Origin of the sequence: Nostoc sp., from assembly GCF_036917615.1 — a bacterium.
In the GTDB taxonomy this organism is placed as follows: domain Bacteria; phylum Cyanobacteriota; class Cyanobacteriia; order Cyanobacteriales; family Nostocaceae; genus Nostoc.
Map to the genome: position 1 here is coordinate 1 of NZ_JBALCZ010000020.1, position 21,829 is coordinate 21,829.

The 21,829-nt window shown below is 41.5% G+C and carries 21 protein-coding genes, 1 tRNA gene and 4 pseudogenes; 11 read left to right on the forward strand and 15 right to left on the reverse strand.

The features are described from left to right. Positions 1 to 48: 48 nt before the first annotated feature. Positions 49 to 261, reverse strand: a pseudogene (locus V7K85_RS06705) (cytochrome P450); the annotation flags it as partial. A gap of 23 nt (positions 262 to 284) precedes the next feature. Here V7K85_RS06705 and V7K85_RS06710 point away from each other — a divergent pair. Continuing rightward, positions 285 to 530: a DUF2442 domain-containing protein gene (locus tag V7K85_RS06710; RefSeq protein WP_334812048.1), complete on the forward strand. Its 246-nt coding sequence runs from the start codon at positions 285 to 287 to the stop codon at positions 528 to 530. On the opposite strand, the gene V7K85_RS06715 is transcribed toward V7K85_RS06710, so the two are convergent. The 5 genes from V7K85_RS06715 to V7K85_RS06735 all read right to left on the reverse strand — a co-directional run bounded on the left by V7K85_RS06715 (position 492) and on the right by V7K85_RS06735 (position 5,673). Next, positions 492 to 710: a toxin-antitoxin system HicB family antitoxin gene (locus V7K85_RS06715; protein WP_334801597.1), complete on the reverse strand. Its 219-nt coding sequence runs from the start codon at positions 708 to 710 to the stop codon at positions 492 to 494. The genes V7K85_RS06710 and V7K85_RS06715 overlap by 39 nt on opposite strands. Positions 711 to 778: 68 nt before the next feature. Next, positions 779 to 3,538: an HD family phosphohydrolase gene (locus V7K85_RS06720; protein WP_334812049.1), complete on the reverse strand. Its 2,760-nt coding sequence runs from the start codon at positions 3,536 to 3,538 to the stop codon at positions 779 to 781. A gap of 487 nt (positions 3,539 to 4,025) precedes the next feature. Further along, positions 4,026 to 4,970: an ADP-ribosylglycohydrolase family protein gene (locus V7K85_RS06725; RefSeq protein ID WP_334812051.1), complete on the reverse strand. Its 945-nt coding sequence runs from the start codon at positions 4,968 to 4,970 to the stop codon at positions 4,026 to 4,028. 111 nt (positions 4,971 to 5,081) lie between these two features. Beyond that, the gene (aroQ, locus tag V7K85_RS06730; RefSeq protein WP_334812338.1) at positions 5,082 to 5,528 is read right to left on the reverse strand and encodes a type II 3-dehydroquinate dehydratase; all 447 of its coding nucleotides are present in this window, start codon (positions 5,526 to 5,528) and stop codon (positions 5,082 to 5,084) included. Between the two features lie 22 nt (positions 5,529 to 5,550). Next, positions 5,551 to 5,673, reverse strand: coding sequence for a hypothetical protein (locus tag V7K85_RS06735; RefSeq protein ID WP_334812365.1), 123 nt, complete (start codon positions 5,671 to 5,673; stop codon positions 5,551 to 5,553). A 73-nt stretch (positions 5,674 to 5,746) separates the two neighbouring features. Between V7K85_RS06735 and V7K85_RS06740 the strand changes: the two genes are divergently transcribed. After that, positions 5,747 to 5,992: a hypothetical protein gene (locus V7K85_RS06740; RefSeq protein WP_334812053.1), complete on the forward strand. Its 246-nt coding sequence runs from the start codon at positions 5,747 to 5,749 to the stop codon at positions 5,990 to 5,992. 7 nt (positions 5,993 to 5,999) lie between these two features. Here V7K85_RS06740 and topA read toward each other — a convergent pair whose 3' ends face one another. Next, the gene (topA, locus tag V7K85_RS06745; RefSeq protein ID WP_334812055.1) at positions 6,000 to 8,651 is read right to left on the reverse strand and encodes a type I DNA topoisomerase; all 2,652 of its coding nucleotides are present in this window, start codon (positions 8,649 to 8,651) and stop codon (positions 6,000 to 6,002) included. Positions 8,652 to 8,986: 335 nt separating this feature from the next. On the opposite strand from topA, the gene V7K85_RS06750 reads away from it, so the two are divergent. The 3 genes and pseudogenes from V7K85_RS06750 to V7K85_RS06760 form a co-directional block, all read left to right on the forward strand. Continuing rightward, a complete protein-coding gene (locus V7K85_RS06750) occupies positions 8,987 to 9,379 on the forward strand; it encodes a hypothetical protein (protein WP_334812057.1) in 393 nt (130 codons plus the stop codon). After that, a complete protein-coding gene (locus V7K85_RS06755; protein ID WP_334812059.1) occupies positions 9,366 to 9,995 on the forward strand; it encodes a hypothetical protein in 630 nt (209 codons plus the stop codon). The genes V7K85_RS06750 and V7K85_RS06755 overlap by 14 nt, the downstream gene beginning before the upstream one ends. Positions 9,996 to 10,043: 48 nt before the next feature. Next, positions 10,044 to 10,622: pseudogene (locus tag V7K85_RS06760) on the forward strand (DUF6745 domain-containing protein); the annotation flags it as partial. A 219-nt stretch (positions 10,623 to 10,841) separates the two neighbouring features. On the opposite strand, the pseudogene V7K85_RS06765 reads toward V7K85_RS06760, so the two are convergent. Beyond that, a pseudogene (locus tag V7K85_RS06765) lies at positions 10,842 to 11,132 on the reverse strand (iron uptake porin); the annotation flags it as partial. A 221-nt stretch (positions 11,133 to 11,353) separates the two neighbouring features. Between V7K85_RS06765 and V7K85_RS06770 the strand changes: the two are divergent. Beyond that, positions 11,354 to 12,070 carry an Npun_F0296 family exosortase-dependent surface protein gene (locus V7K85_RS06770; RefSeq protein ID WP_334812061.1) on the forward strand — a complete coding sequence of 239 codons (717 nt, stop codon included), beginning with the start codon at positions 11,354 to 11,356 and terminating at the stop codon, positions 12,068 to 12,070. Between the two features lie 246 nt (positions 12,071 to 12,316). On the opposite strand, the pseudogene V7K85_RS06775 reads toward V7K85_RS06770, so the two are convergent. Then, positions 12,317 to 12,606: pseudogene (locus V7K85_RS06775) on the reverse strand (iron uptake porin); the annotation flags it as partial. Positions 12,607 to 12,827: 221 nt separating this feature from the next. On the opposite strand from V7K85_RS06775, the gene V7K85_RS06780 reads away from it, so the two are divergent. Further along, on the forward strand, positions 12,828 to 13,526 hold the full coding sequence (locus V7K85_RS06780) for an Npun_F0296 family exosortase-dependent surface protein (protein ID WP_334812063.1): 699 nt from the start codon (positions 12,828 to 12,830) through the stop codon (positions 13,524 to 13,526). Positions 13,527 to 13,679: 153 nt separating this feature from the next. On the opposite strand, the gene V7K85_RS06785 is transcribed toward V7K85_RS06780, so the two are convergent. Continuing rightward, positions 13,680 to 15,299 carry an iron uptake porin gene (locus V7K85_RS06785; protein WP_334812064.1) on the reverse strand — a complete coding sequence of 540 codons (1,620 nt, stop codon included), beginning with the start codon at positions 15,297 to 15,299 and terminating at the stop codon, positions 13,680 to 13,682. A gap of 405 nt (positions 15,300 to 15,704) precedes the next feature. Here V7K85_RS06785 and V7K85_RS06790 point away from each other — a divergent pair, with 405 nt between their 5' ends. The 4 genes from V7K85_RS06790 to V7K85_RS06805 all read left to right on the forward strand — a co-directional run bounded on the left by V7K85_RS06790 (position 15,705) and on the right by V7K85_RS06805 (position 18,493). Next, positions 15,705 to 16,652: a metal ABC transporter substrate-binding protein gene (locus V7K85_RS06790; protein WP_334812340.1), complete on the forward strand. Its 948-nt coding sequence runs from the start codon at positions 15,705 to 15,707 to the stop codon at positions 16,650 to 16,652. A 29-nt stretch (positions 16,653 to 16,681) separates the two neighbouring features. Further along, a complete protein-coding gene (locus V7K85_RS06795) occupies positions 16,682 to 17,458 on the forward strand; it encodes a metal ABC transporter ATP-binding protein (RefSeq protein ID WP_334812067.1) in 777 nt (258 codons plus the stop codon). 18 nt (positions 17,459 to 17,476) lie between these two features. After that, positions 17,477 to 18,346, forward strand: a complete 870-nt coding sequence (locus V7K85_RS06800; RefSeq protein ID WP_334812342.1) for a metal ABC transporter permease — start codon at positions 17,477 to 17,479, stop codon at positions 18,344 to 18,346. Positions 18,347 to 18,420: 74 nt separating this feature from the next. Beyond that, positions 18,421 to 18,493, forward strand: a tRNA-Phe gene (locus tag V7K85_RS06805). 61 nt (positions 18,494 to 18,554) lie between these two features. On the opposite strand, the gene V7K85_RS06810 is transcribed toward V7K85_RS06805, so the two are convergent. The 5 genes from V7K85_RS06810 to V7K85_RS36400 form a co-directional block, all read right to left on the reverse strand. Beyond that, positions 18,555 to 19,085, reverse strand: coding sequence for a hypothetical protein (locus V7K85_RS06810; RefSeq protein WP_334812070.1), 531 nt, complete (start codon positions 19,083 to 19,085; stop codon positions 18,555 to 18,557). A 101-nt stretch (positions 19,086 to 19,186) separates the two neighbouring features. Further along, the gene (locus V7K85_RS06815) at positions 19,187 to 19,627 is read right to left on the reverse strand and encodes a DUF7689 domain-containing protein (protein WP_334812073.1); all 441 of its coding nucleotides are present in this window, start codon (positions 19,625 to 19,627) and stop codon (positions 19,187 to 19,189) included. After that, complete coding sequence (locus V7K85_RS06820) at positions 19,611 to 20,276, reverse strand: hypothetical protein (protein WP_334812075.1); 666 nt, start codon at positions 20,274 to 20,276, stop codon at positions 19,611 to 19,613. Before V7K85_RS06820 ends, V7K85_RS06815 begins: the two co-directional genes overlap by 17 nt. 59 nt (positions 20,277 to 20,335) lie before the next feature. Further along, positions 20,336 to 21,061 (reverse strand): hypothetical protein, encoded by a 726-nt coding sequence (locus tag V7K85_RS06825; RefSeq protein ID WP_334812078.1) that lies wholly within the window; start codon positions 21,059 to 21,061, stop codon positions 20,336 to 20,338. Between the two features lie 459 nt (positions 21,062 to 21,520). Then, positions 21,521 to 21,742 (reverse strand): DUF6731 family protein, encoded by a 222-nt coding sequence (locus V7K85_RS36400; RefSeq protein ID WP_442940553.1) that lies wholly within the window; start codon positions 21,740 to 21,742, stop codon positions 21,521 to 21,523. Between the last annotated feature and the right edge of the window lie 87 nt (positions 21,743 to 21,829).

Sequence of the window (21,829 nt, forward strand, 5' to 3'; positions counted from 1 at the left end):
GCGAGTTAAGTGAAGCAATGATTTATGGCTCATTGATTCGTCTTATGGTCAGGCGAATGGCATCTTAAGCTTTTGTTTACGAATCAGCTCTAAGGGATGCTTTATCACTAAAGGCTCAATATATGCTTGTAGAGTATCTTTAATTTTACAAGGCTGACAAACTGGAGCGATCGCAGAATAATCCGGTTTTACTGTCCAGTCGTAATGGCGAAGCAGTGTGGAAAGCACGATTTTCATTTCCATCTGGGCAAATTCCATGCCTAAACAACTGTGCTAACAAATGTATGTTTGGGTTCCCTTCAGAGGTAGGACAAGGACTGGCGGGTGCTTCGATCAAGGATTTAGCAGAAGTAGAGGTAACATTTTCTGGTGAAGGATTACACTGGAAAACCCTAGATGTAGATTTGAGTATTCCTGCTTTGATGAATGGAATATTTGGAACCAAAAAATGGATGGCTGAACTTGCTAGAAATAGTAATTCTGCCTTATTTTTATTCTGTCAGAGCATCAAGTTTAGCCAGTATCCTTAAGCCTTCTTCTGGGTTCCCAGTTGCAGCCATTGCTTTAAATCTTGTACTGGCATCAAATTCTGCTAGAGCTATGGTGGAAAGTTCTTCAATCAGCTTATTTACACTTATGCCTTTGGCTTGAGCAAGTTCTTTTAATCTGTTGTGTTTTTCGTCTGGTAAACGAATAGTTAAAGTAGCCATTTTTGTTTAACTCCTAATAATTTCTTCGGGTTTTAAGTGCGTAGGAGTAGCCCGTCGTAGACATCGCATTACGAATTACGCGCAGCACTACTAGCCTTTAACTTCGGATAAGCAATCCGTTTGTGATGAAATTGCTGCCAAACATCCACAAATATCTGGGCAATTTTTGACATTTCTTCTCGTGTTAGTCCTGAATCAACGAGTTGATTGTCTTGCCATTTGGCACGCAGAATATTATTGAGCATTGCTAAAGCTTGTTCGCTGGAGACATCTTTGAGCGATCGCTTTTCTCCCACATGCTTTGCTGACGCTGATGCTTGCAGCGATCGCAGCGCCGCTTCGCAAGAATCTGCTAACATCACAATTCCGGTTTCCCGTGATTGGGGAATTGGACCATCGTAGCGAAAATCTGCGTCGTCTACTGTTAAACTTGGATCTGACTGAGCCATTTGCTGGGCTTGATGATGGAAATAGGCAATCAGCATGGTTCCCTGATGCTCTGGAATAAAAGCTTGAATCGCTGTAGGTAAAAGGTGTTTACGCGCCATTACTAACCCTTGAGTTACGTGTTTTTTGATAATTTCTGCACTCTTCCAAGGGTCTTTAATCTCTGTATCGTGTTTATTCGGCCCCCCCATTTGATTTTCAATAAAGCCAAGGGGGTCGTGCATTTTACCAATATCGTGATATAATGTTCCAGCCCTGACTAATTCAACGTTGCATCCTAGTTCTTTGGCAGCAGCTTCGGCAAGGGTAGCCACAAACAGCGTATGTTGAAAAGTTCCAGGAGTTTCAGTAGCGAGTCGTTTCAATAAGGGACGGTTAGGGTTTGCCAGTTCTGCCAAGCGGATTGGCGTGACTAAATCAAAAACTTTTTCTAGATAAGGACTCAAGCCTAAGGCTACAATACTCCAGCCTAAACCGGATAAAGCAAACAATCCGGCTTCTCGGAGGACGATATACCAGGTTGAACCAAATGCTTGACCAATTAAGATTTTAACAACCAGATAAATGCCGCCCTGCGTTAAGGCGATCGCAACACCCAATAATGCCAATTCTTCACGCGATCGCAATCGTTGTGCTATATAACTACCTAATATTCCTCCCCCTACACCAGCTAAAAGCGCAGCCTTGCTCATATCAAAGCTAATGCCTAATATCGGCAACAGCAGTCCGACTACTGTCAACCCCAAGGTGGGACCGTAGAAGCTTCCCAACAATAAGCCAAGGGCACTCCAGGTGGTATAAGGCAATCCGATCGTGATCACTCCTGGCACACTCAGAGTCAGCAATAGCACCAATAGGCGATCGCGTTGTCGCAATTCGTAATTGACATGTCGTTCTACCCAGACAAAAATGCTAATGGCGATCGCAATAAGGCCTCCTAACTTCACCAACCCCTGCCATTTCACCTCCCGGCGAATCAGGTGATAATGCTCCAGCACCTCAAAGTTCCATGCAGTAATCTGCGCTCCTTTTTTGACAATTACCTCACCATGCCGTATTTTCACTATCACGGGTGGCACACCAGCAGCAGCCTTTTGAGCGTTTTGTCTGGTTTGTTCTTCATCTTTTTGCAGATTCGGCTTGAGTACAGCTAACAACAGGTTCTTTGCCAAAGTTTCGGCGTTTTCTGGTACAAAGGTCTGCAATTGTAAACTCACCGCATCCTGTAAGATATTTTTTGGCAGTCCCTGTGGGATGCCTTGGGTGAGAATCCGCTGTGTACTCTGATGGATTCCCATTTGTGTTTTTTCCCACTCCACATTTGACAAATCCAAAAGCAGGGATTCCTCGTATATTGCTTCTGGGCTAACAGTTTTCAACTTTAAAAGTTTGGCAGTGGCTTGGGTGTATCTTTGGCGTACTTGGGAAATTTCGGCAATTAGTAAGGACAAGTTTTTCTCAGAAGTTGTGACACGGTAAGATTTTAGTTCTGCTTCTGCTTTAGTAAAGTCAGTGTTTTGAGAAAAATCAACTGGCTCTGTCTTCTGTGGCCTTACCTGTGAACTCTGGGAATCAGATTTGGCTGGTGTTATGCGCGGCTGGCGTTCCTGATTAGGTGCAGCTATAGATGATGAACCAGATGAAGCGGCGGTTTGTCGTGTTCCTTTCTTCTGCTGATTTTTACTATTTTCTATAGCCAATAGCAGTGCTTGCCATTCCGAGTCAGGACAAGAACGGAGGTAACGCTGGGTAGAGATGGACAAAACTACAGGATCAAAAAAAGGAAAAGCTCCAGCAACGTTGCGAATTTCGTTGCCATGATCCAGAAGTTGTTGCAAATTTTTGTTGATTTGTTCGTTCATTCGCGCATCAACCATCAACATTTGTAAGGAGCTTTTACTGACGGCTTTGCGCTCGGCTTCTGTTCTTTTCTGATCTTCAATGCTAGCTGTGTAAGGCGCTCTAATGGTCTGGGGCGCGGGATTTCCTACTTGGATTTGGGTTTTGTTGTATAATTTATGTCCAATAATACCTGTGAGGGACACTATAGCGATCGCCAAAATCACCGAGGAACGCTGTTCATGTGCCCAATCTAAACCGACTGCATAAATATTACTCTTAGTTTTGACCGATTTTGCCTTTGACTTGAGCGCTCTTTCTTGTTTTTGGCGATGCCTACGGCTGGCTACGCCTACGCTTTTGTCATTGGTTTTTGATAAAAACAGGAATACATTCTTGAACATAGTCCTTAGAAGTTCCCTTCTATGGCTTTTGCCTTTGGGACTTCTGATTAACTTTCCCTTACGGCGTAGTCCTTTGTACTGTCGCCGCCAGTGAGTCAATTGCTGGGTCAAGAACTGCAAAAATTGCTGCATTTTCATTATCTCTGCCTGCAATTGCCGACTTTGATAGCTCAAAAAAAGACAATCATCAGGGAAGTTTAATCTGCATCTGCTGTAACTACAATGGCGGGGGCTTTTTTGTTGCCAATTTGCCACAATAGCTACCGACAGAATCAGTCCGAGGGTTTGCTGAAAAATTCTAGTATATGAGACTAGTACACTATGGCGTTAGTTTGCCTAAGTAAGTGGGCGTGAATAATAAAAGGTTTATATTAAGCAGCTCCAGACCTATTTTAAAGGCTGAAGCCCTTACTAATAGCTAATTTAATTAATTTTACATTGCGTAATATAGTTTGATTTATTCTTGCCCACTTACTTACCTTTAACCAGTTGCTCACAGCAACTTGTTTTGTTTGAGATGGTAGCTGGATTTTTGCCCAGATGTACTAGTAAGTTTTTTAGTTTTTGGCTAGATTGTGTAGTCTTTAGCGTTTGGCACCCGCACCGTTGTTCGGTGAAAATAGGATTAACGCGATCGAATAACGCGAGGAGCTGCGTAAACTGAAAGCAAAGCCACCTCACATCCCTCCTCTGTTAACTCCCTTGGATTTGGTGCAAGCTCATACACTCCTGACCACACCGCCACAAATGCATCGGTTAATTTTAACATTTGGGAAAAGCTAGTTAGTCCCCATGCTGGAGAATTCTTCTGCAAAAACAAGACTTGCCAATTTACGGGAATTCCACCTGTACCATTATATGCTCCTGATAAAGCACCAGTAATTGCACCTGTAGCCACTGAGTTTATAGGCACAGCATCTTGCACTTTAGAATTGCCATTGTGAGTAGCCCGCAAAACGGCAAGGCGAAAGTCTTCCAAGGTACTCAAAAAGCAATAAAATGCCATAGCAATAGTGTTACTGAGTTTTTCTTCCCTAGCAAACTCAGCTTGCGCCCTTGACAATCCAGCCCCTTGCTCTAATAAATTCTGAACTCTTAATAAATTTTTTGGTATTGATGTCGGTGTTTCTCCGAGAAAAGAAATTGTTTGCGGGATGAGGGTTAGGGGGTCGAGTTTTTCAGTTAGAGCAAGAGATATCGCATATCCTACTGCTAATGTTCCATCCCGTACTACTGGGTCATCCTCCCAGATTTTTAGCACATGCAGCAAGTTTTGTCGGAGCTTAATTGGATTTTCGTGAAAAAAAAGTGCTACTGGTAGTGTGGCAATAATTATTTTTATTGAGATGTCATCAGTTGCTGCTAAATGAAGAGATTCTTGTTGCTGATGTCTTATCCAATCATCTAAATCTAATTTACCCAACGCAATCAAACTCTGGGTACCCAAAACCGCCATTCTGCCCAAATCTGGGTAACTCTGAAACTGTATTTCACCACCAGAGGCTAAACTTTCCCCCAGGAATGCTCCGAGTAAAGTACCTTTAAACCGACTTATAGGGGAGTAACGCATACAATTTTGGATTTTAGATCACACCAAAGTTGCGCTGGAAACGCAACTTGGATTTTGGATTGAAGAATTTAATCCAAAATCTAAACTCTAAAATCAATTCGTTTTTCATGCTTATATGCTTCTTAAATGATTTACTAATGCTTGTAAGCCCAACAAGTAACTTTGTCCGCCAAAACCACTTATTTGTCCGAGCGCTACTGGGGCAATGTACGAATGATGGCGAAAATCTTCCCGGCGGTAAATGTTACTCAGATGTACTTCTACTGTGGGCAAGTTAACAGCAGCGATCGCATCTCGCAATGCCACACTTGTGTGAGTATATGCCCCTGCATTAATCAAAATTCCCTGATATACTCCTAATGCGCCATGAATAGTATCTACCAAAATTCCTTCATGATTTGACTGCAAAGGAAAAACTTTCGCCTGTAATTTGAATCCCTCTTCTTCTAACAGGCGGTTAATTTCAGCTAGTGTCAACGAACCATAAATTCCTGGTTCTCGCTGTCCTAGCAAATTTAAGTTTGGCCCATGCAGTGCCAGAATGCTTAAGGGTTGCAACGTTGAGTTCAGCACTTTCAGGCTAGTGGCGACGACGCGAGTGATCGTTGACAGGAATCGGAATCAGTTCCGGTTCCGGCTCAGCCTCTGGCCCTAACAGGCTCTCAATTAGCCTACGTGCTAATTCCTTAAGCTTTTCGAGCACCTTTTCTATATAGTCCATGAACTGACCGCTCCTGAGATACTACCTCAATTTTTGATTAACAGGTACGCAGAAAATGGCATATTTTCGCACCTCTGGCTTTCAACCGGGCACAGACACAATCCCCTATTTGGGACATAAGCCACTTCTAAAATTTGGCGTTGTGTTTTCCCTTACTTTTTACAGTATCACACTTGAACCTACCGAACTGCATCCTATCAAGGATGGATATCAAGGGTCAAGGGGAGCCAGTCGCATGGGTGGGTTTTCCGACTTGTACAACTGGCGTTCAAGAGTTCAGGATCGGACTTTAGACTCTTGACTTGCTGTCAACTTTCTGCGCCCTTTTTTTTCGCAGCGGTCGTTGATGACTTAGCAGTTGATTTAGATTTGGAAGTCGTTGATTTACTCGTTTTGCGAGTCGATTTCCCGGTCGATGCCTTAGCTGCCAACAAGTTCAGCGCCGCAGCCAGGGTTAAATCTTCTACCGATTGACCTTCTGGGATACTCACATTAGTTTTGCCATGCTTGATGTAAGGACCATAGGGGCCATCGTAGATGTTAATTGTTTCCCCGTCCTCTGGATGTGGACCCAATTCGCGTAAAGCTGCCTTGGACTTGCTGTTGGTGGAACTGCGTCCCTTTTTTGGCTCGGATAACAATTCCAATGCACGCTCTAGACTAATTGTCAATACATTATCAGCAACTTTTAGGGAACGGTAGTCTTTCCCCTCCTTACCCTGGTCATGAACGACATAAGGGCCAAAGCGCCCCAAGCTTGCTTGGATTTTGCCGCCAGTGACTGGATGAACTCCCAATGTCCGGGGTAATGCCAACAGACCAACAGCCATTTCCAGGGTAACGGTTTCCGGGGTGACGCCTTTGAGTAGGGAAGCTTGTTTCGGTTTGGGGTTTTCGTCGGTTTTGTCACCCAATTGGACATAGGGCCCATAAGCACCAATTTTCACATAAATCGGTTCGCCAGTTTCGGGATGCCGACCTACCTGGTCAGGGCCTGTGGTTTTTTGTCGCAGCAATACTTCTACCTGTTTGGGGTCGAGGTCTGCTGGTGTCAGGTCTTTGGGAATTGAGGCGGTGATAACCCCCTCACCATTTTCGACTTCAATGTAGGGGCCATATTTACCAATGCGGACTTTGGCATCTAGATTCTCCAGTTCTACAGTCCTAGCTTTGGTGGCATCAATTTGACTTTCCCGTTCTTTTATTAGGGTTTCCAGCCCTTTTTCTCCCAGATAGAATTGCTGCAAGTAGGGTAGCCATTTCGCTTCACCTGTGGCAATGTCATCAAGGGTTTGTTCCATCTTCGAGGTAAAACTGGGATCAACGATGTCCGGAAAATGTTTTTCCAGCAAGTCGGTGACGGCGAAAGCGGTGAAGGTAGGAATGAGAGCGTTACTCACCAAATGGGCATAACCCTTGTCGATGATCGTGCCAATGATGCTGGCGTAGGTACTGGGACGACCGATACCTTCGCTTTCCAAGGTTTTTACCAAAGTAGCTTCGGTGTATCTAGCTGGTGGTTGGGTTTCGTGCCCAACTGCTTCTAGTTCCGTACAATTCGGATGATCTCCGACTTTCAGATTCGGCAAAATTACTTCCTGGTCTTCCAGTGCTGCTTCTGGGTCGTCTGAACCTTCGACGTAGGCACGTAAGTATCCTGGAAATTCAATCCGTTTGCCAGAAGAACGGAACCCAGCGTCCTCGACTTGTAATTGCACGGTAATTTGAGTTTGGCGAGAATCAGCCATTTGACAGGCGACAGTCCGCTTCCAAATCAAATCGTAAACGGCAAGTTCCCGACCACCCAAACCAGTTTCTTGGGGGGTGCGGAAGCTGCTACCTGCTGGACGAATTGCTTCGTGCGCCTCTTGTGCGCCTTTGGATTTGGTGGTGTATTGCCGAGGTTGGGGACTGAGGTATTGTTGACCGTAGAGCTTTTCTACACAACTACGAGCAGCTGCGATCGCTTGATCTGACAAATGCACCGAATCTGTCCGCATATAGGTAATATACCCTTGTTCGTACAAATTCTGGGCAACCCGCATCGTGTCACGGGCTGAGAGGCGCAGTTTCCGGTTAGATTCTTGTTGCAACGTCGAGGTGGTGAACGGTGGCGACGGTTTGCGCGTCACTGGGCGTTCCTCGATGTCGTTAACACTCCAGGTTTTCCCAGTCAGACGTTCCTTGAGGGCTACCGCTTGTTCTTCGTTGAGCAACAAGACATTGCGACCTGCGATAATTTGTCCGGTCGCTGCGTCAAAATCGCTGCCGTTAGCGATTTTGGTTCCTCCCAATGTTACCAACTGGGCACCAAATGGGGTTTTTTGCTTTGACAAACTGGCTTTCAAATCCCAGTATGTACCCTCATGGAAAGCGCGGCGTTGGCGTTCCCTAGTGACTAAAAGTCGCACGGCTACAGATTGCACTCGCCCAGCAGATAATCCCCAGGCGATTTTTTTCCATAGCAAGGGAGACAGGGTATAGCCCACCAGCCGATCTAAAATCCGCCGTGTTTCTTGGGCGCGAACCAACTGCTCATCGATATTGCGGCAGTTTTTCAACGCTTTTTTAATTGCGTCTTGGGTAATTTCGTGAAACACCATCCGCTTAGTCGGAACTTTCGGCTTGAGCAATTGGTATAAATGCCAACTAATGCTTTCACCTTCCCGGTCTTCGTCCGTTGCCAGAATCAGTTCATCTACATCTTTGAGGGCTTCTTTGAGCAGGGTGACAATTTTCTTTTTGTCTTTCGGGACAACATATACCGGTTCAAAGTCGGCGTCCACATTTACCCCTAGCTGCGCCCATGTTTCCCCCTTGACGGCAGCGGGAATTTCACTAGCCGACTGGGGGAGGTCACGCACATGACCCATAGACGCCTCCACCCGATAGCCTGATGGCAGGTAGTTGCGAATGGTACGAGCTTTGGTTGGAGATTCGACGATGACGAGAGTTGACATGGAAATTTCAAAAAAAGAATAGCTGCTAAGCTAAACAGTCAAATTGAGGTAATTTTTACAAATTGTCAAGATAAAAGGTCACGCTTAGGGCGGTGATTTAATCCTCACATAAACTGCCTGTTTGGGAGAAAATGCACTGAACTTAGGGCCCAGTCTTTCCCAGAGGATAGGGGAGGGTAACGCTGGGTGTGAATTTCCAGCTATTTCAATCTTTAACTTATCTAACGCATAATTGGCGACTACAGTTTTCAAAATACCCCGCAAGAAGTGTAATACGACAATATCTTTTGTCAATGATGGGACTGGGAACTGGGGACTAGAGAAAAGTTTTCTTAATGCCCAATGCCCACTTTCATAAAGCTTGTGCCAAAATTAAACCAAACTTGAGAGCAAAAGCGAAGTGGGGTTTGTACCCATGTCAGGAAAGCAAAACCATGCAACCGATTCGTCAAGGTGATGTAATCTTAGTGCCTGTGCAGCAAATTGAAGGACAAAAAATACCTCACTTAACTTTGGCAGAAGGCGAAGTTACGGGGCATAAACATTGCATTACTGAGGGAAACGCAGAATTATACGAAAAAGATAGCACACTCTCTTTACGTGTGTTTTCAGAGTCGGCATTGCTAGCTCATGAGGAGCATAAAGCTATTTCTATTCCCCAAGGTGATTGGATGGTAAAAATTCAGCGGGAATACGAGCCTGAAGGTTGGCGATATGTCGTTGATTGAAAAGTTAACGTTTGAGCAAGAAGCTTTAATTCCAGTTTATCGAGAGAAGTGGCAGAAAATGGCGCTTTCAACTGAGCGAATTGATAAAGATAAAGCTGCGGAAGCGGTAAAAGTTGCCTATGCTGCTTTTGGCTTTGAAGAACCTGAGATTATTTTTTGTGATAGTCCGTGTGCTGCTTTCTGTAAAATATTTCTGGAGCAAACTGACTATCAAATTGACCAATTAAGGCAGAAAATTGAACGATCAACTATTAGTAGATTAAATCACTCATCTGTAAGCAGAAAAACATCATTTGTAAGCCGAATACCAAAGTGGCAGCAAGTATTTCAACCTCTGCCAGAACCGATAGTTAAGCAAATAGACTTTTTTAATGAATTAATAGAGTCGCCAATATTTCAGGAAATACCAGATATTAATATATACAGTAGCTTTTACCTGGAATTGGATAGTAAACGTTGGGATAATGAAGGTATACTCTTCTATAGACATCTAAAGCCCGGACTCCTTATCAAAATCAATGAAAAGTTACGAAATCAAATTTGGATAAAATTAAATAACCGAATTGGAAAGCGATTACGGGCTTCTCTAAAAAAACGTTTAGAATTTCGTATATAGAATGTTTATTGCAAATGCTGGCAACCGGATAAAAAGGCTATAGGAACTAGTGTATTAGATTTTTGTTTTAGAGCATTAAATTTTGATTATGATGTCAAAAAATTCCAGTACTATCAATCATTAATTACAGAATGTGGCTGGATTTTTGCTTTTGAAAAAGTAGCAATTGTCTGCGATCGCCCCCTTCACCTGCGCTTCGACAATCAAAATTGCCTCCACGCTGAAGGCGAACCCGCTATTGAATTTATTGATGGGTTTAGCCTCTACTCCTACCACGGTGTAACCTTGCCTGAAAAATACGGTTAAATCCACCCGCAGCAATGGCAATCTCAATGGCTTTTATCAGAGGGAAACGCCGAATTACGCCGAGTGTTAATTCAAGGTATTGGTTACGCCCGAATTTGCCAAGAACTACAAGCTATTGAATTAGATAACTGGCAAGAATATACACTATTAAAAATTGATAATAATGTGGATATCGAGCCTATTTATTTATTAAAAATGACTTGCCCTAGTACAGGATTCATTCACGCCTTGCGTGTTCCACCTGAGATGAAATCAGCGCGTGAGGCAATTCGCTGGGTAAATTGGGGTGTAGATTCAGAGGCATTTGGTGTGCAAACATAGCTGCTTCAGGAATTTCCCCCATTTAGAACCATACTAAAAAAGTGTAAGACTGTTATCTCTCCTTTTGGTCGCGGGCTAAATGAGAATGAAATAGCCCTGGAATTTGTATATTGTTTTGAAATATCAAGCCCAACATTTTTGCTGGGTTTTATTTTTGAAATCACACAAAAAACAAAAGACGTAAAAGATAAATTTGCATCTTCTTTAGGAATTTTAAAATTAGAAAGTGAATGTGGTTCTCACTGTATTAATGACGATATCATCGTTTTGATTGTTATGATCTGGCGCTGTTAGCCAGATAACTCCTGGGGTAATGCTGATATTGTCACTCAGATTATATTGATAGAAACCTTCAATGTGATATGAAGTGTCTGGATCTTTGTTAATACCTGCATTGCTGAGAAAACTGCTGATACTAGTAACTTTAGGTTCCATACCCACGATAATGCCTGCAATGTTACCTTTTTTACTAAGATCCGGGAAAGCCAGTGTGACGGCAGAGTTGCAGATGCCATGTTCAATAATTATCTAGTTTTAATATTTAGCTGCGTATATATGTTTAGATAAGTTATGAGATAAATATGTTTAAATCCTTATTTTAAATAGCTTTTTGCCATCTTCAGATTTCTTGACTAAATAAATTGTTTTGATAAAAATGATTCCTACCTACTACACAAGTACCAGGACGGTATGCCAAGGTATGGGTATCAAATGCTTAAGGAAATAAATTAATGTCTACTCTGCAAAAACTATCATTAGCCTTAGTTGGAACAGCAGTTGTTTTGATGGGTGCTAACCCAGCTGGCGCTGTTAGCCTGACTAAAGGAGGTTCCACACCTGTTCCAGGAGAAGGTCAATATACTAATATTCAAGGAGCTACAACGATCAACTTCAATTCCGGGACAGCAACTGATCCAAACGGATTTGTTACTTATTCTGCAACCAATGGAATTGTCGAAGGGAGTGTAAGTGGTCAATATGCTACCCCCTTCGGTGATACCACCAAATACTTAACGGTTGCGCCACAAGGTGTCCAAGCTAACGGTCAGAACATTCCAGGAAACACTGGTGATGAAACTATTACCTTTGCTAAGGCTGTTGATTATTTTGGCTTGTACTGGGGGTCAATAGACACATATAACTTTGTGGATGTCTATAGTGGAGGTAATAAACTAGCAACATTTAGTGGCGCAGATGTTCCAGGCGCTCCAGCCAATGGTGAACAGAGTGGTAGTGCAAATAATGTTTATGTTAATTTGTTAGCAAATAGTAGTATAGGAGAGACTTTTGATAAAGTAGTTTTGAGGTCAACTGGTCTTGCATTTGAAACTGATAACCATAGCTACAGACTAGCTAGTGTTCCTGAACCTACTGCAACATTGGGCTTGCTAGCGTTCGGTGTTATGAGTGCTGGTTCATTTGTGAAACGGAAATCAAAGTTAGTTTAAGATCATCTATTTACACCGTCTGAAAAACTAACAATATCCTTCTCATTTTAAGATATAAAACCCAGCAAAAAATGCTGGGTTTTTATTTTGATATCATCCCAAAAAGCGAAGACGCAAATTACAGCTATTTTCAGGTAAATAGACCACGCTCTACGGGCACAGCAATGCTGTGCCCCTACGACAGATGTGGTTCAAATACATGAAAACTGCTGTAATTATTTGCGTCTTCAGCAAAGATTGGGAAAATTAGAAACTGAATGTGGTTCTGACTGTACCAATGACGATATCATCGTTTTGATTGTTATGATCTGGTGCTGTTAGCCAGATAACTCCTGGGGTAATGCTGATATTCTCACTCAGATTATATTGATAGAAACCTTCAATATGATATGAAGTGTCTGGATCTTTGTTGATACCTGCATTGCTGAGAGAATTGCTCACACTGGTAACTTTAGGTTCCATACCCACAATAATGCTGCAATATTACCTTTTTTACCAAGATCCGGGAAAGCCAGTGTGACGGCAGAGTTGCAGATACCATGTTCAATAATTATCTAATTTTAATATTTAACCACGTATATATATGTAGGTGTATTATGAGGTAATTGTGTTTAAATCCCTATTTTAAATAGCTTTTTGCCATCTTCAGATTTATTGGATAAATAAATAGTTTTGATAAAAATGATTCCTATCTACTACACAAATACCAGGACAATATGCCAAAGTATGGGTATCAAATGCTTAAGGAAATAAATCAATGTCTACTCTGCAAAAACTATCATTAGCCTTAGTTGGAACAGCAGTTGTTTTCATGAGTGCTAACCCAGCTAACGCTATTACTCTGACTACAGGAGGCACAACTCCTACTCCAGCTGGGATATTCTCTACTGTTCCTGGAGTCAATACAGTTACTTTTGAAAGTGGCAGCGCACCGACCAGTGGATTTGCTAAATACTCTTCTGCTTCTGGTACTCCCACGGTAGTTCAAGGAAGCGTAGGTGGTCAATATGCTGCACCATTTGGTGATGAAAGCAACTATTTAACTATTTCTCCCATAGGCTCCAACGTTGCAGGCAGCACTGGTTCTGTGACGATTAATTTTGCTCAAGCACTTGATTACTTTGGCTTGCACTGGGGTTCAGTTGACACGTATAATTCGATCGCATTTTTTAACGGCAGTACTCTGTTGAATACCTTTACTGGCAGCCAAGTTCCTGGAACTACTGCTAGCGGTAATCAGACTAGTCCTCAGGACAATGTTTTCGTTAATTTCCTAGCAGATCCGGGACAGACTTTTGATAAAGTAGTTTTAAGCTCATCTGGTATTGCATTTGAAACTGATAACCATAGCTACAGACTAGCTAGTGTCCCTGAACCTACTGCAACATTAGGCTTGCTAGCGTTCGGTGTTATGAGTGCTGGTTCATTTGTGAAACGGAAATCAAAGTTAGTTTAAAATCATCTATTTACATTGTTTGAAAAACTCATAATGTCGGTCTCCTTTTAAGATATAAAACCCAGCATTTTTTGCTGGGTTTTTATTTTGATATCATTCCAAAAAGCAAAGACGCAAAAAACTAATTTGCGTTTTTAGCTAAGATTGGGAAAATTAGAAAGTAAATGTGGTTCTGACTGTACCAATGACGATATCATCGTTGTCGTTGTTATGATCTGGCGCTGTCAACCAGATAACTCCTGGGGTAATGCTGATATTGTCACTGAGCTTATATTGATAGAAACCTTCAATGTGATATGAAGTATCTGGATCTTTGTTGATACCTGCATTGCTGAGAGAATTGCTCACACTGGTAACTTTAGGTTCCATACCCACAATAATGCCTGCAATGTTACCTGTTTTACCAAGATCCGGGAAAGCCAGTGTGACGGCATAGTTCCAGATGTCAGCATCACCAACTGAAAGGACGCGAGCTTTGGTTAAGCCAGCCCAACCGCCAATCACAAATTTTGAGCTAGGTTGGAAGGATGCTTCTATACCGTAGGAGTTACTAGAAGCATTCTGTAATATGTTGTCATTAGCGTTATTGCTACCACCACTACCATTGGCAAAAAAAGTATTTTTGTAGGCGTTAATGTATGTCAAACCAAGGGTAATTTGGTTGATAGGCTTAACAGTTAACTGCCCCATAGCACCATAAGCACCGTTGAACAGTCCAGAGCCTAGCTGAGGGTTAGCAGCATCATTTGCTAAATACCCGAAGCTTAGTTCCAGCTGATCACTAAACTCGTGTTTGACTCCTATACCAGTACCATTGACTAGATAATAAATTGGGTTGCGAGTCCCAAAATGGGAAAGGGCACCGCTACCGCCGTCCCCATCAAGGTAGGGGTTGACTGTGTTAGTGAAATCATCAATTGCACCTGCATTTGCTTCCAGGATGATGTCTGTTTTATTACCGAGAGGGAACTGATACAACAGTGCGTCTATCACAACTCCATTACTGTTGTTACCACCAGCAAATCGGAAGTCACCTTCTGGTGTAAAGGTGGCAGTCTGAGAGAAGGGGTCTAGATTTGTTGCCTGAAGTCGTGTTCTGAGTAAATCTTTACCAGTGAAACTGGTGTCGAGGTTCAGACGCACCCGGTCTGCAAGGACAGTATTTTGGTTGACTTTTTGACCGTTAACTGTATTTCCACTGATAACATCTGCGATCGCTATTACCACTTCCCCATTTAGTTTGGTTGTGGTTGAGAACCGATTTGCCTCCAATTCAGCATTGCGTGCTTCTACTGCATCCACACGACCTCGGAGTGTCGCTAGTTCTGGTGAAAAATCTTCTTGCAGCTTTTGTAATGTGGCTAAATCTTGTTTGTTAACTAAATCGCCAGTGGCTGTAGCAATAAGTTCATTAACGCGATCAAGACAAGCATTCAAACCAGCAGCAAACTCATATCGCGTTAATGCCCGATTACCGCGATAAGTGCTATTTGGGTATCCTGCAATACAGCCATAGCGCTCAACCAAGGACTGCAATGCTTGGAATGCCCAGTCAGTGGGTTGTACGTCGGAAAATTGAGACACGGAGGTAACTTGCGCCATTGTCTGATCTGGCGCTATGTTCGTAGCTCTTGTGTCTGGATTAGCTAAAACTTGCGGTTGATTGATTTCAGACGTGTTGGATATTTCACCTGCAAATGTAGCAGTATTCACAAATAGCATTACACCGCAGATTGCTGGACTAACTAGCAGATATTTACAGAATTTTTGCATTTTTCTCCTCACACTTATCTCCAATTCACACCCAAACCACGTTTTTTTAAACGTGTATTCATGAGAATATTTATCAGTAATTTTATCAGAATTAAGCAAATTTTTTAACAATAAAAGTCAAGAAATCCTAATTATTCAGGGAAAACTAAATTGCAGAGGGCTGTACTGTCTGAAAAAGTTTTGTTGTTACTCATTACACAAGAAACCTAGAATGATATTATGTGGATTAAATGAGAATGAGAATTATTATAGTATAAAATGGAGAATAGGTTTCATCGTCAATAGGAATTGTGACACAAGCAGAGCAAGCATCTGTTTTGAGGAGAAAACACGGTGATTGTGAATTGCAGAGGATTTAGAACAAGCAGACAAACAAGCGGCATCTTGCCCATAATTGCTGTGCTGATGTTGTCAATGGCTACTGGCTGTAGTCAATCGAATAGGAATCAGGGAACAACTTCCGAACAGTCACCGCAAGCACAAGAAGCTGCCTCTACCCCACCGGCACAGTCGGGAAAAACTAAAGTAGTAACAACATTTTTGCCGATATATTTGTTTACTAAGGCAGTGGCTCTTAATGTCGCAGATGTAGAAATTCTAGTGCCACCTGGTACGGAGGTACATGAATATCAAGCGACACCAGAAAATGTCAAAGCGATCGCTACTGCCAATGTGTTAGTCAAAAATGGTTTAGGTTTGGAGGAATTTCTCGAAGCTACTGTCAAAAATGCCCAAAATCCCAAATTGACTGAAATTGATGCTAGTAAAGGTATCAAACCCTTAAATGAAATTTCACCTGTTGTGAAAACGGCCAAAGAGGAAAAAGACCAGGATCATGAACACGCCCAAGGTAATCCTCACGTTTGGTTAGATCCAGTTTTGGCAAAACAGCAGGTAACAAATATTCGGGATGGATTAATTGCTACTGACCCCGCGAACAAAGCTACTTATGAGGCCAATGCTGCGGCTTATATTAAAGAATTAGAAAGTTTAAACAGTGAATTTCAGCAGACTTTGCAGAAAACTCCTAGTTGCACCTTTATTACCTTTCATGATGCCTTTCCATATTTAGCTAAACGCTATAATCTCAAGCAAGTTGCTGTGGTACAAATTCCCGAAGACCAACTTTCACCAACGGATGTGCAAAATGCAGTCAATGCCGTGAAAAAGTACAAAGTTAAAGCTTTATTTAGCGAACCAGGAGTAGATAACAAACTGCTGATCAGCCTCTCCAAAGACTTGAAGTTAACTTTGCGTCCTCTGGATTCTCTGGAAACTGGCAAAACAGATCCGCAACATTATTTTAAGACGATGAAAGCTAACTTGCAAACTCTAGAAATGGCGTGTAAATAGATTTGTCTTTTGCAAATGACTAATGACTAATGACTAATGACATTGCTATTTTGAAAGTAGAAGGATTAACTGTCTATCAAGGCAGCTATCTAGCTGTTCGAGATGTTTCCTTTGAATTGTTGCCAGGAACAGATACAGCCATAGTTGGCCCCAATGGTGCTGGTAAAAGTACCCTGGTAAAGGCGGTTTTAGATTTGATACCTCGAAGTGCTGGTACGATTGAAATCTTGGAGCGTCCAATTGCAAGGCTGGGGCGTTTACGTCATATGTTAGGCTATATGCCGCAAAACTTCATTTTTGACCGTAGCTTTCCGATTTCTGTCAGCGAATTGGTGGGACTGGGATGGGCTAAGGAAGGGAAAAGGGGAGATTTATTTTTCTCAAAGTTGTGGAGACAAGACCGAGAAAAATCGGCAGCAGTAGTAGAAGCTTTACGGCGAACCGATGCTTATCATTTACAGCATCAAGCTATTGGTACTCTTAGCGGTGGTCAACTCAAGCGGGTTTTATTGGCTTATTGTTTGGTAATGCCTCGGAAACTCTTGGTACTAGATGAAGCCTTTGCTGGTGTTGATGTGCAAGGTGCAGCAGATTTTTATGCTTTGCTAAATGAATTAAAGCGGCAGGAAGGTTGGACGGTATTGCAAGTTTCTCATGATATTGATATGGTAAATCGCCATTGCGATCGCGTGCTTTGTCTTAACCAAAGCATTGTTTGTACTGGTAAGCCGGAAATTGCCCTTTCACCGCAAAACCTGTTAGCAACCTATGGCCCAGGTTTCAGTCGCTACCAGCACCAACATTAAACATTAATGCCCATAAGTATGAATTTCTTCAATGATTGTCAGATAGCAAGGCTTGCGATCGCCAATAGTAACGACTTGGTAAGCTTGTTACAATTCCCCTTTATGCAGCGGGCGATCGCAGGTGCTGTATTGATGGGAATACTTGGCGGTATGTTGGGTAGTTTTGTCACCTTGCGCCAGTTATCTTTTTTCAGCCATGCGGTTGGTCATGCAGCATTAGTAGGTGTAGCGTTAGGTGTGCTGCTACAAATAAATCCTACTTGGATGCTGTTACCTTTTACCTTGGTTTTTGGCGTTATTGTCCTCTACTTCATCGATAAAACCGACTTAGCTAGCGATAGCGTCCTTAGCATAGTGCTATCTGGAGCATTAGCGATCGGTGTGATTCTCACTAGCCTGATTAAAGGATATCGTGGCAACTTGATGGCAGTGCTGTTCGGCGATATTCTGGCGATCAATGTCACAGATTTGATTTTGACACTGCTAGTACTTGTAAGAGGTAGCATATTTTTACTATCAACCCTACGGCAGCAAATTTTATTGACCCTTAACCCCGATGTCGCGCAAGTTCAAAGTATTCCCGTCCAGTTGTACCGCTACGTGTTTGTGGTCTTGCTTTCACTCGCCGTTGCTGTAGCAATTAAAGCTGTCGGCGTTTTACTGGTGAACGCCTTTTTGGTTATTCCCGCCTCAACCGCCAAACTGATGAGTCACCACTTTAGCGGTTTTCTAGTCATGTCAGTGATAGTTGGTTCCATCAGCAGCATTGCTGGCATCATTGTGTCAGGTATTTTCAACCTTGCTTCTGGCCCAAGTATTGTTCTTATCCAGTTTCTGCTATTTGTAGCCGTTTTCATCTGGTTCAAGTTGAGGTTGAAAGCTGCATGAATATTTTTCTCCAAGGCCTTGCTATATTTTTTGATGTTTGCTACATTTATTAATCGTGGCTCACAAAAGCCCCAGCCGGGATAGCTCAGTTGGTAGAGCAGAGGACTGAAAATCCTCGTGTCACCGGTTCAAGTCCGGTTCCTGGCATACTTTACAACGCAACAATAGGGCTTTTGAGCAAAACGCATAGATATTGCTTAGGCAAGGTTTAGTCAAAAGATTTTACAACTTTTTGATGACCTAAAATCTGGGGAGCCTGGGGGCGTTCGCTTTTACTCGCCATCACCTCAAAGGCTCTTTGGTGATACTGGCGGCTGATCCAGCGATGGTAAAGTTCCGAATGTACCTTGGCAGAATGTCCCATTTGCTGGGCTGCTAGGGAAATATCTAAGCCCAGTACCAAAGTCCTTATTGCCCAGGCGTGGCGTAAGTTATAGGGAGCGAATGGAATTGAATGACGATTAAACCAGCTGGTGACGACGTGACCTAGAGCGGCATTTGATTGGTTTAGGTCAACTTTTGGTAAAACCACATTTTCTAATTGAAATTCCTCAAACCATTCTGGGTAGCAAGGCCAAACAGAACGCGATCCGGTTTTGGAATTTTCGTTGATATTGATGATGTAGTCGCCACGAGCAATCGCTCCAAAATCCAAGCGGAACACTTCATGATTTCGCAAGCCGTAGGTAGCGAGCATCCCATACACCCAGCGAACATTATCTATAGCTATTAACAACAAAACTCTATACAGTAACCATTTTGCTTTGTAGATATATCAATAAAGATAATCGTGTCAAATCACTAAGGGAAAGTTTTAAACAAAATAATCTCGCCAAAATTCTATAAAGCACGTTTCATGAACTGCTGCACATTTCCGTACAGTTCACCAACTAATCCGTCGAGTTCGTGTTTTATATCTTCATAAAGTCCAAGTTTACTAGTCCACATACCATCATCCAGCTGTTTAGCTACGTGCTGTGGCTTACCGTCTTCTTTTACATATATAGCAATCTTTTCAAATCCAGCTTCAATTTCCGCATTAGTGCATACCTGGTAACCGCAAATTTGGAATGCAATAATAAATGCTTCTAGTGTTTGCTCTCTAGGGGCACCATCAGGCCAGTAATAATCCTCTTCAGGAGCAGGAGACCACCAACGGTCATCTTCATTGTTAATTGCCCAAGCAATACAATTGTATTCAGATGTGAATTTGCTTGTGATTTCGTATGTAGTCTTGGCTAAGTTTGGCCAATCGTCTTCAAGTTCAGCATTTGTATCCATGCTGTCTGCCCCAATCCAACCAAGCCTCTGCCATTTTTTTGACTCTACCTCTATCTTCTGGCTTAATTGGATTTGCTCCAGTGATGGATCTTAATGCCCAAAACCAGTGTTCCGGCTCTCTGGTTAGTTCTTCAAGAATTAAAGGTACTGCATTTGTCCCCATGCCTATTATTTGTTGATATGCAGTGTGTAAAATCATATCACTCATTAATGACATATGCTTGGTTTCGCTACGCCATTGATTAGCAAGTTTCATAAAAGTGTCTTTTATTTCTGCTTGCCTTAATAGATAATTTGACGGACGGTTTGTTATTTGCTTCGCTTTCCGAGGTTTACTTTTTGGGAGTAAGGATTGTTGAGAAGAAACATACAGCACTTTTTCTTCTCTCCAAGGAAAAGCCTCTTCCTTCCAGTTTTTAGTTCTCAATAACGATACTTTGCTTACTTCAGTTTTAATTTGATTGCTCAAATAAATATCGCAGTTGTTATCTTTGAGTAAATTTAAACTACTATAATTTTCTTGAATTGGTACAGGAGACACACGAAGTCGTCTAGACTTAGGAAAATGTGAATATTTACCTAATTTTTTAGCATTTAGTTTTTTAATCCAATAGTTTGTTTTCTCTTTCGCTTTTTCTAATATCAACATATTTATCCCCTGATTCTTGATTGGAAATTTGTGATATTTATACGCTTAAATCAATGTTGTTATTCATCGTCATTTTCTAGATTTTCTAACACTGAAACTTCAAGTGCAGGATTTATACATTCTATTTCTGCTTTTCTTAAAATAGATTCAAGAGCATCTCTGTTGTCTATTGCAATAGTTATTTGCTCATACAAATTATCTAAATCATTTGAGTCAAGGGCTATATAAAATTCTTTAGTTCCCTCTATATCTCTATACTCAATTTTAAGTGTGTGAATTAAGATAGCAGCTTCTACTTTTCTCTCAGTTTCTGAGTCAAATACAGGTCTTATGTCAGTAAAAATCCTTGAGTCTGAAAATATTCGCTCATGTTCAATCAGTAAATTAGAAGCTTTATCCGAAATATCTAAGGAGAAAGCAATACTTTCTAAAGCTTGTAGTAGGCTGGATAACCTCTTTCTAAAACGTTCTCTTGGCTCTGTTGTGACTACAAATTCAGTATCTTTTTCTACAGACTCAGTGATTAAAGTCACAATAGCCTCATTAGACAATTTTTCTTCTTTGTTTAATTGCCTTAAAGATACTAGAGTGTCAACAAATTTTACAGCAGTGGGGGCATCAACTTTTTGTGTTTGAACTATTCTTTCAGAAATTTTATATATAACGTTTTCAGCGGTCGGAGGAAAATCACGTAAAGCTGATATAATTACATCAATAGTATCATCATCAGTGTTTAAAATAAATTCAATTCCAGACTTATACTGATCAGGAATCTTAAAGTACATAAATTATCCCACTCCTACCAAAAATACTTGGAACACAAATACTACGCAGCAATGGTACTGTACTTTGCTGCACTGAAATCTATACACATTACATTTTTACCATAATGAATAAGCTTTTTTTAAAAAAACCTCCCAGCTTACTCTATATAGTATATTATAGTCAATACAAATATTGATTGGGTTTTATTATAGATTTTAATATTAAGTAAATTTTTTTTAATAAGCCTTCATTGATTTTATTCTTAAGAACATGAAGAGAGGGGATAAAATTTATACTTAAATGACACCTTAAATATATATATAGCAATTTTTTGAAAATAATCTAATCGCCATTCTTTGTAGTACTTTCGTACTGTAAATGGTAAAATGATTTATATGGGGGTTCATTAATTCTGACAAGGGGGGGTAACTAATAGTGGTATTTGATAGACTAGCGATTCTAACCTCAAAAGTTGTTATTTATTTTGGTTTTGCAAGCCTTTGTAGCACACTCATTTGAATAACGGGATCGAAACTAATTGAAGCATTAGTACCTGCAAATATTTCAAAATATTTTGCAAAATCCCCTGGTGAGACACCATTTCTATTAGACTGAAGTGCCAAAATGGAAGTTGCAGGATGATAAATAAATGCAGACTGTTCTCCTATGCCTTCATTTTGCGCTAACTGAATGTCTGATATTTACAATATAGTCGCCACGTACAATTGCTTCAAAATCCAAGCGAGACACTTGATGATTTCTTAGTACAGCATTTGATTAATTCGTAG